This window comes from Streptomyces sp. SID5464 (genome assembly GCF_009862985.1).
GTDB classification, from domain to species: domain Bacteria; phylum Actinomycetota; class Actinomycetes; order Streptomycetales; family Streptomycetaceae; genus Streptomyces; species Streptomyces chartreusis_D.
On sequence record NZ_WWIQ01000004.1, the window covers coordinates 1070 to 1597 of the forward strand.

The window sequence follows — 528 nt, forward strand, 5'->3', positions numbered from 1 at the left end:
TGCGGAAGAAGGCAGGCGGGATCTCTCCCTTGAAGCCCGAATCGCGGGCGTGACTGCGGTAGTTGACCATCTGTGCGACCACCCGACAGGGGCTGGTCACCGGCGAGAGCGCGACCAGGTCGGCAACCGGAGTGCCCGACTCGTCGGAGCTGGCGGCCTCGTGGACCGCGGCGCGGTCGGCCAGCAGCTCAGCGGTGGTCACGGCCTTGGTCTCGACCGGGACGGCTCGGTCGCATCGGACGACCCACCAGCCGTCAGCGGTGCGCAGGACATTGGTGCTCATGTCAGTGCCTTTGTGAGGGGATTGCGGGCGAAGGTTCAGGAGTTGGCTGCTTTGAGCAGGCCGAGAAGTCGTGCCGGGTCCACTTCGTTGTCGCCGCGCAGGGCCTCGATGACGTCGCGGACCCGCTGCGGGGAGGGGCTCGCGCCGAGGAAGTCACGGGTGACCGGCGGGCCCCACTGGGCCAGCCCGCTGGTCGACATGGGCGCCCAGCCGGGCTCGACGTCGCTGGAGAACAGGTCACCGTC

General features: G+C 69.5%; 2 pseudogenes. Both read right to left on the minus strand.

Going from position 1 to position 528, the window contains the following annotated elements:
• Window positions 1-283 (minus strand): annotated as a pseudogene (locus GTY47_RS03595) (fumarylacetoacetase); the annotation flags it as partial.
• Between the two features lie 35 nt (window positions 284-318).
• A pseudogene (locus GTY47_RS03600) lies at window positions 319-528 on the minus strand (2,3-dihydroxybiphenyl 1,2-dioxygenase); the annotation flags it as partial.